The organism is uncultured Agitococcus sp. (genome assembly GCF_937920075.1).
Lineage (GTDB): Bacteria > Pseudomonadota > Gammaproteobacteria > Pseudomonadales > Moraxellaceae > Agitococcus.
Window position 1 is genome coordinate 1 of record NZ_CALETI010000101.1, and the last position, 9202, is coordinate 9202.

Below are 9202 nucleotides of genomic sequence, written 5' to 3' on the forward strand. Positions count from 1 at the left end.
AAAACAACCTAAATAAGTAGGTTTAGATAGATTTTTCATATACAGTGTGTAACCCTTATTTTTTAGGTATTCGTTACACAGACTCTGGCGGATTGATGGTAATTTCAACACGACGATTTTGTGCACGGCCATTTTCAGTGGCATTATCAGCAATTGGCTCAGATTTACCTTTACCTACTGCACTAATACGACCACCATCCACACCTTGGCTAGATAAATATTGCGCAACAGAGTTAGCACGATCTTGAGACAATTTTTGGTTTAAATCATCTTTACCAACATTGTCTGTATGACCAGAAACAGTAATTGATGTTTTGTTATATTCTTTTAATACTAAAGCAACACTGTTTAAAGTATCAAAGAAGTCTGGCTTAATGGCACTTTGACCCGTTGGGAAAGTAATGTTGCCTGGCATAATTAACTCAATAGAGCCATCAGCATTTTTCTTAACACCAACACCTGTGCTTTGTAATTTTTCACGGAGTTTCTTTTCTTGGGCATCCATGTATGCACCAACCCCACCGCCAACAACACCACCAATCGCTGCGCCTTTTAAAGCACGCTCACGACGATCTTTTTTGTTATCGCCTGTTGCCGCACCTACAGCAGCACCCGATAAAGCACCGATTGCTGCACCCCAAGCTGCTTTACTTGCTTGTTTGTCACCCGTATATGGATTAGTTGTACAACCTGTCACTGCAACACTAGCAGCTAACGCTGCAACAGCCAATGAACGCATAATTTTCTCCAATTTTAACATTTTAAGGTTGGCTATTTATTATAGTCTTTTTTGACAACAAAACAGCTAACTTCCGATATACAATCACATTTACATGATAGATAAAGCATTTGTAACAGATTATTACTTAATATTTAATTATTTTTTGTTACAAATTAGGTGGCTTTTTACTTTTAAACAATAAAAAGACTATTTTTTGTGGTTATTTATTCATGTTTTTTAACAAATCTTTGCTACAATCGAATGCTCTATCGGATTTTAACAAATGGCATTTAATATGACTATTGAGATGCAAATAGAAGACGTCAATGTACGCTCTACAGAAATTTTAATTACTCCCGCAGCATTAAAAGCGGATATTCCTTTATCTGATGTCGCTGCAAAAACCGTTGTTGAAGGTCGCCAAACTATTCGTAATATTTTAGATGGCAAAGATCATCGTTTATTTTTAGTGGTTGGCCCTTGCTCTATTCATGATACCAATGCTGCCAAAGAATACGCACAACGCTTAAAAGTCTTATCAGAAAAGGTCAAAGATACCTTATATTTAGTGATGCGCGTTTATTTTGAAAAACCACGCACTACGGTAGGTTGGAAAGGTTTAATTAATGACCCAGACATGAATGACTCTTTCGACATTCAAAAAGGCCTACATATTGGTCGCCAATTATTACTTGATTTGAATGAGATGGGTTTACCTTGTGCTACAGAAGCCTTAGACCCCATGTCACCACAATATATGCACGATTTAATTTCTTGGTCAGCCATTGGTGCACGTACCACAGAATCACAAACACATCGTGAAATGTCTAGTGGTTTGTCTTCGCCTGTAGGCTTTAAAAATGGTACAGATGGCGGCTTAAAAGTAGCCATTAATGCTTTATTAAGTGTGCAAAATCCACATAGTTTTTTAGGCATTAATAGTCAAGGCCAAGTGGCTATTATTAACACTACAGGCAACGCTTACGGTCATGTTGTGTTACGCGGTGGTGATGGCAAACCTAATTATGACTCAGTATCGGTAACTTTAGCTGAGCAAGAATTAGCAAAATCTAAAATCGCCCCTAATATTATGGTTGATTGTAGTCATGCTAATTCCAATAAAAAACCAGAGTTACAACCTTTAGTCATGGATAATGTCAGCAATCAGATTTTAGAAGGCAACAAATCTATTGTCGGGTTGATGATTGAAAGCCATTTGAAGTTTGGTCGCCAAGATATTCCTGCTGATTTATCGCAATTAGAATACGGCAAGTCGGTGACTGATGGCTGTATCAGTTGGGATACCACTGAAGAAGCTATATTGAAGATGCATGACAAGTTAAAAGAAATTTTACCTAAACGTCGTGCTTAAATAGATGGGGCAGACAATCTGCCCTTTTCTTTGATGGTGATTTAATTTATGCACTCTACTCTTGTAAAACTCTTAACTAGTCTGCTGAGTATTACTTCCTTTTATTCGTATGCCGACGATGCTGACAATAACAATTTATGGAAAGGCAATATTGACGTAGGTTATATTAGTAGCATGGGATCGACCAGTGGCAGTAAAGAAACTTTTAGAGGTAAAACTTCTGCAAGCTACAATGGCACATATTGGGTACAAACCGTGAGTGCCGAAGGCATTAGTGTCCGTGACGAAGTACCAGCAACTAATGATACTGAGCGTTATTTAGCCAGTTATAAAGCCCGACATTTTTTTGGTGAGCGTAACTTTTTTACTTTACGCACTCAATGGGAAAAAGACTTATTAAGTAGCTCAGAGTATCAGGCTTTTGTGTCTTTAGGTTTGGGAAAAGAAATCATTAAAACCGAAAAGCACTTTTTTAAAGTTGAAGCTGGGCCTGGTGCTAGACACAGCGAAAAACGTTTTGCTCCCGCCAAAGATGAAGCAATTGCCTTGTTAAGTCTTGATTATGATTGGAAAATTACACCAAATACCAAATTTTTACATAAAAGTACGGTTGAAGCAGGCGAAGATAACACCATTTCACGGATGCAAAATCAGCTTAAACAAAATATCACCAAAGTGATTGCATTAACGATTAATCACGATTACAAACACGATGATGGCGATAAAAATACGCGAGAAGGCGTGTTTAGTTTAGGCCTTAATTATCAATTTTAATTATGCCAGTTTTTTTACCCCCACATAGCCAACAGTTTCCTGACATTCGTTATGCTGACGAATCGGGTTTGTTGGCTTATGGCGGTGATCTCACACCAGAAACCTTATTGCTTGCCTATCAATCAGGCGTATTTCCTTGGTATAACGAAAGTGATGTTAAATCATTATTACCTTGGTGTAACACTCCTGCATTATGGTGGAGTCCAGACCCACGCTGTGTGATTAATCCTCAACTTTATCAAGCCTCACACTCCCTGAAAAAAACTTTAAAGAGTGAAAAATATAGCATTACTGTTGATCGTTGTTTTGCAGAAGTTATTCGTCGTTGTGCTGCACCACGAACTTATGCGAATGAAACATGGATTAACCAAAAAATTATTGCTAGTTATAGCAAATTACATCAAATGGGTGTTGCTCACTCCATAGAAACATGGAATCAACAAGGAGAATTAGTGGGTGGTTTATATGGTATTAATTTAGGAAAACTCTTTTTTGGCGAATCTATGTTTAGTACAGCCACAGATGCTTCAAAAGTTGCTTTTGCCTTTTTGATGTTTATTTGTGCTAAGTGGCAATTTCCGATTGTTGATTGTCAATTACCAAATGATCATTTATTAAGCTTAGGTGCTTATACCATACCTAGAACTGAATTTTTAAGCATACTGACAGATTATAAAGACCTTGAAAAACCTAATTGGCAAGTACTTCAGAACGTAGTACATTCAACTAAAGAAATTACTCTTGTTTAATTCATTTAAAATAATAAATTGACTAAAATAATAAAAAACTTATTACAAACTTGGGGGCTTCGCAATTATGACCGCTTCTGGTTTAAAATTTTTTACTACCCCTCCTCATGCCTGTAGCTATTTAGATAATAAACAAGCAATTACTTTATTTGCTGACCCCGAAGCAGTCATGAGCAATCCTCTTTATAACCAATTATCAAGTTATGGGTTTAGACGTAGTGGAAACTATATCTATAAGCCACAATGCTTACAGTGCCAAGCGTGCATTTCTGTACGAATTCCCGTACATCACTTCGAGCAAAATCGACAACAAAAACGTGTTTGGCACAAAAACCAAGATTTAAGAGTACATCGTATTAAAGCAGGTTATTATCAACATCATTATGACTTATATGCTCACTATATTCGCTCTCGACATAGTGACGGCGATATGTACCCACCTTCGGTCGCTCAATATTTATCTTTTTTGTTTTCAGATTGGAGCGATACCCATTTATATGAATTTTGGCTAGAGGATCGTTTAGTCGCTGTTGCTACTTGTGATACGCTAAAAAATGGTTTATCTGCTGTTTATACGTTTTACGATGCGCGTTTAGAAAAACGCAGCATTGGAACATATGCTATTTTATGGCAAATCGAACATATCAAACAAATCGGCTTAGATTATTTATACTTAGGCTATTGGGTTGATGGTAGTCCTAAAATGGCTTACAAAAAAAACTTCTTCCCTTTAGAAGCCCTTATTGACCAAGTATGGCGACCATTACCTAATGATAAATAATGACATTTTACAAATTTTAGCAACGGCTTTTGGTTTAGGTTTATTGGTTGGCTTACAACGTGAAAAGGCCGAATCTGCTCTTGCGGGTATTCGGACTTTTCCGTTAATTAGTCTAATGGGTGCAATGACAGGCTTAGTTGCCCAACATTTTGGTGGGTGGATTTTAGCTTCTGGTTTTATTACTTTAGCGATTGTCATTTTAAGTGCCAAATTTGCACTTTTTAAAAGTAATCAAGACTTGGGTATTACCACCGAAGTAGCTGCTTTATTAATGTATATCGTTGGTGCATATCTAACGTTTGGTGACGCAACAATTGCCATTGTTGTTGGAGCATTAACTGCTGTTTTGCTACAAATGAAAGACGTGTTACACGACTTTGTTCGCAAAATGGGTGAACGCGATATTTTGGCTATTATGCGTTTTGTTGCCATTGCCTTAGTGATTTTGCCTATTTTACCCAATCAGAACTATGGCCCATTTCATGTGTTAAATCCATACGATATTTGGCGCATGGTGGTATTAATTGTGGCAATTAGTCTGATGGGTTACGCTGCTTATAAGGTATTTAAAGATAAAGCAGGCACGTTATTGGCTGGTATTTTAGGGGGATTAATTTCGAGCACAGCCACTACCGTTTCTTATGCACGTAATACTAAAACTCTCCCCGAAACCAGCTCCTTAGCAGCCATTGCCATTATGTTGGCATCGACGGTATCTGTAATTCGTGTCACCCTCGCGTTTATGGTCGTTTCACCATCAGCAACGAGTGTCATTGCCCCACCCTTATTAACCTTATTTGCCATTATGGTTGTTATTTGTGTGGTTTTATATTTTAGTCGTAGTGGCGAAACCCATACCATGCCAGAACCTGATAATCCTGCTGAGCTAACTAGTGCGATTGTATTTGGCTTGCTGTATGGTGGAATTATCTTTGCCGTTGCAGCCGCAAAAGAAATGTTTGGACAACAAAGTTTATATTTAATTGCGATGATTTCTGGCTTAACTGATGTTGATGCGATCACATTATCAACAGGTCGTTTGGTTGAAGGCCAACGTTTAGAAGCTCATACAGGTTGGCAATTGGTCATGATTGCTATTATGGCCAATTTGGTTTTTAAATGGGGAGCCATTGCCGTATTGGGAAATAAAGCACTACTTAAAAAACTCACCGTTATTTTTGGTGCAGCATTTATGGTTGGTTTAGGGATTTTGGCTGGGTGGTAAATCCAGCCTAAGACTATTTTAGTGAAGTGCGTAAGCCTTGTTTACTCTTCTTGCTTTTCCACTGCCTTTTCTGGTCGCCAAACAAACGGAAAGCGAAACTGCTTCCAAAAGCCATTAGGCACATAATCCCCCAACACACCATACTCAGATGGCCACGGTTTATCTGATTTGACTGCCGTGCCAAATAAATGATCAAGAAAAGCAAAATGTGCTGCATAGTTACGATCAAGTGCTTCTGCATCTTGTGAATGGTGCCAATGATGAAAATTGGGAGTGACAATCAGATATTTTAATGGGCCAAGATTGACGCGCACATTGGCATGATTAAAGACGGCTTGAAAACCGACAATAATAATATAGGCATCAATCACATCTTTGGAAAAACCTAAAATAAACACAGGCGCAAGCACCAAAACACGTGTCGCCAATAGCTCAAGAATATGCTGACGCGAACCTGCCAGCCAATCCATGCTTTTTACACTATGATGCACAGCATGTAATCGCCACAACAGAGGAACTTCGTGATAAGCACGATGTGTCCAATACTGCACTAAATCGGCTACCAAGATAATTAAAAACAAAGCTATCCAAAACGGTAAACCTTGTATCCAACCCTGAATACCATCTTTTACTGCCCAACCAAACATTCCTTGTAATGCATGATTGGTAATTAATAACACCAAACCAACAGCCAAATGATTGACCATAAAATGTGTTAAATCTGTTTGCCACTCTGGTCTAAATACTGCTTGTTGACGATGTGGAAATAACTTCTCAATAAAAATAAAAATCACTGTCGATTTTAACAAATCAAGAATCAGCCAATCTAAACCAATATAAGGGGTATTATCGGCAAAATCACCAACAGGCACACGATGACCACCCATCATAGCTGCTAAGGTAATTAAGAAAAAGGCGCTGCCTGACAACCAACGAGCACGATCAAGAATGATATTAAATAAGGCAATACCGCCACCATTCATCAAACTCCAAAACAGGATTTGTCGTAATACATCAACATCGTAAAGTTTACGTAATTCGGGAGTAGTCAAGTAGGCAGGAAAGTGGAAGGCTAAAACGCCCAATAAGGACAAAATAGCCAACCCTAAAGCAATCACTCCAGAGACAACGCCAACACCACGTGGCATATGACCACTACTTTCAGAAAGCTGGTTAAGTTTTTTAAACATTGTTGGCACTCCCTGTGATGATTACGCTATAGGACTTACGCGGTTAGTGAAATGCATAAGTCCTATTCTCATTACACTTCTAATACCTGAATTTTTAAACCTGCACGTTTTGCTAAGCTAACAAAATTCGGAAAACTGGTCGCAACATTAGCACAATCTTCAATTTCAATTGTGCCTGTTGCGCGTAAAGAGGCAATCGCAAACGACATGGCAATACGATGGTCACCATGACTGATAATTTTGCCACCACCCATTAAGCCGCCTTGAATCACCATGCCATCTGGTGTAGGTTTGGCATCAATACCCAAGGTAATCAAACCATCAGCCATCACCTGAATACGGTCAGACTCTTTAACACGCAACTCTTCAGCACCTGTTAAAACCGTTGTACCTTCGGCACAAGCTGCGGCAATAAATAAAGCTGGAAATTCATCAATCGCTAAAGGTACGTCTGCTTCATCAATATGAATACCTTTTAACTTGGCACTACGCACTCTAATATCGGCAACAGGTTCACCACCGACTTCGCGCTCGTTCATAATGGTTAAATCGCCACCCATTGCTTTAAGGATGTTAATCACACCAATACGTGTTGGATTAATACCAACGTGTTCTAAAACCACATCAGCATTTGGGGCGATACTTGCGCCTACCATAAAAAAGGCAGCAGAAGAAATATCAGCAGGAACATCAATTTTGGTTGCGGTTAATTTTCCGCCACCTTTAATACGAATCGTCGAACCTTCGGTGCTGACATCATAACCAAAACCACGCAACATACGTTCGCTATGGTCACGGGTTGGTGCTGGCTCAGTGACGACCGTTTCACCATCTGCCCATAAAGCCGCTAATAAAATACCTGACTTTACTTGTGCACTCGCCACAGGCATATCGTAGGTCATCGCTTGTAAGGCTTGATTGCCTTTAATGCTCACTGGCGGTGTGCCTTTTTCACCTGTGGTTTGAATCACAGCACCCATTTGACGTAAGGGTTTAGCAATACGTTCCATAGGGCGTTTTGATAATGAAGGATCACCTGTCATCACCGTATCAAATTTTTGGGCGGCCAAAATACCCGACAACAAACGCATGGATGTACCCGAATTGCCACAATAAATGGCATTGGGTGGGGCTTGCAAACCATGTAAACCTACGCCATGAATTCGCACTTCACCATTTTTTGGCCCTTCAATAACAACGCCCATATCACGGAAAGCTTGTAAAGTGGCTAAGGCATCTTCACCTTCTAAAAAGCCTGAGACTTCGGTGACACCTTCGGCCAAAGAACCTAACATAATCGAACGATGGGAAATAGATTTATCACCCGCAACACGTAAATTACCTTGTAAAGTACCGCCCGCTTCAAGGACAAATTGCAAATTTTTCGTGGTCATAGTCTTTTGGTATGCTGTTCCAGCTAACATGTGAGTAAAATGATGTCGTGCTGCTTGAGCACGGGTTAAAATGCCTAAAATGGCTTCACTATCTTCGGCTTCTACTGCCGTTTTCAGTTGCTCTATGCCTGAATTAAAGCTTGTTAATGCATTGAGAATGCTGGCTTTATTGGCTAAAAAAATGTCGTGCCACATGGTTGGGTCGCTACCCGCAATACGAGTAAAATCCCTAAAACCGCCCGCAGCATAACGAAAAATATCTAAATTTTGCGATTCTTTGGCTAAAGCATGTACCAAAGAAAAGGCTAAAAAATGTGGCAAATGACTGGTTTTGGCAAGCACTTCATCGTGACGCTCAACCGTCATCGTTAACACATCAGCCCCTGCAGCTTGCCACAATTGCTGAATTTGTTGTGTGGCTTGTTTGTCACTATGCGCCAATGGCGTAATAATAACTTTGTGACCTTTAAATAAATCGACTTTGCCTGCCAAGACTCCACTTTGTTCTGAACCAGCAATCGGATGCGCAGGAATAAAATGGCTCGGTACATCGCCAAACACCCGACGTGCTGCATCAACAACATTGCCTTTGGTGCTACCCACATCAGTAATAATGGTTGTAGGACGAACGGCGTGTTTGATGCTGGCTAAAACCTTTTCAGTGGAACAGACAGGCATTGCCAAAACGACCACATCAGCATTTGCTACGGCTTGAGCGGCATCGGTATAGGCTTCATCAATAAGGGCAATATCCAATGCTGTTTGTAAGGTACGTTCACTACGGCTGCTGGCGACAATTTTTTTGGCTAAACCTTGTGCTCGAATGACGCGCGCCAAACTTGAGCCAATCAGTCCTAAACCAATAAAGGTCACTTGGTTAAACATTAGCGTAACACCTGTGCTAAAGCCGCCAAAAAGCGGGCATTTTCGCTTTCTAAACCAATACAGATCGGAAGAGCGTCGTGTAGGGAAAGAGTGTCTTCGCCTGTGTAGATC

8 protein-coding genes are annotated in these 9202 nt (G+C 39.8%); 5 read left to right on the top strand and 3 right to left on the bottom strand.

The annotated features are described in order from the left end of the window. Nucleotides 1-73 precede the first annotated feature (73 nt). Nucleotides 74-739, bottom strand: coding sequence for an OmpA family protein (locus Q0212_RS03600; RefSeq protein ID WP_297922334.1), 666 nt, complete (start codon nt 737-739; stop codon nt 74-76). A gap of 265 nt (nt 740-1004) precedes the next feature. Between Q0212_RS03600 and Q0212_RS03605 the strand changes: the two genes are divergently transcribed. From Q0212_RS03605 to Q0212_RS03625, 5 genes are all read left to right on the top strand, one after another. Continuing rightward, nucleotides 1005-2093 carry a 3-deoxy-7-phosphoheptulonate synthase gene (locus Q0212_RS03605; protein ID WP_297922337.1) on the top strand — a complete coding sequence of 363 codons (1089 nt, stop codon included), beginning with the start codon at nt 1005-1007 and terminating at the stop codon, nt 2091-2093. A 48-nt stretch (nt 2094-2141) separates the two neighbouring features. Next, nucleotides 2142-2867, top strand: coding sequence for a DUF481 domain-containing protein (locus Q0212_RS03610; RefSeq protein ID WP_297922340.1), 726 nt, complete (start codon nt 2142-2144; stop codon nt 2865-2867). Nucleotides 2868-2869: 2 nt separating this feature from the next. Beyond that, nucleotides 2870-3616 (top strand): leucyl/phenylalanyl-tRNA--protein transferase, encoded by a 747-nt coding sequence (gene aat, locus Q0212_RS03615; RefSeq protein WP_297922343.1) that lies wholly within the window; start codon nt 2870-2872, stop codon nt 3614-3616. Nucleotides 3617-3683: 67 nt separating this feature from the next. Beyond that, nucleotides 3684-4397, top strand: coding sequence for an arginyltransferase (locus Q0212_RS03620; RefSeq protein ID WP_297922346.1), 714 nt, complete (start codon nt 3684-3686; stop codon nt 4395-4397). Further along, nucleotides 4387-5622: an MgtC/SapB family protein gene (locus Q0212_RS03625; RefSeq protein ID WP_297922349.1), complete on the top strand. Its 1236-nt coding sequence runs from the start codon at nt 4387-4389 to the stop codon at nt 5620-5622. The genes Q0212_RS03620 and Q0212_RS03625 overlap by 11 nt, the downstream gene beginning before the upstream one ends. 41 nt (nt 5623-5663) lie before the next feature. On the opposite strand, the gene Q0212_RS03630 is transcribed toward Q0212_RS03625, so the two are convergent. Further along, on the bottom strand, nt 5664-6812 hold the full coding sequence (locus Q0212_RS03630; protein ID WP_297922352.1) for a sterol desaturase family protein: 1149 nt from the start codon (nt 6810-6812) through the stop codon (nt 5664-5666). Nucleotides 6813-6883: 71 nt separating this feature from the next. After that, nucleotides 6884-9091: a bifunctional prephenate dehydrogenase/3-phosphoshikimate 1-carboxyvinyltransferase gene (locus tag Q0212_RS03635; protein ID WP_297922355.1), complete on the bottom strand. Its 2208-nt coding sequence runs from the start codon at nt 9089-9091 to the stop codon at nt 6884-6886. Nucleotides 9092-9202: the final 111 nt, after the last annotated feature.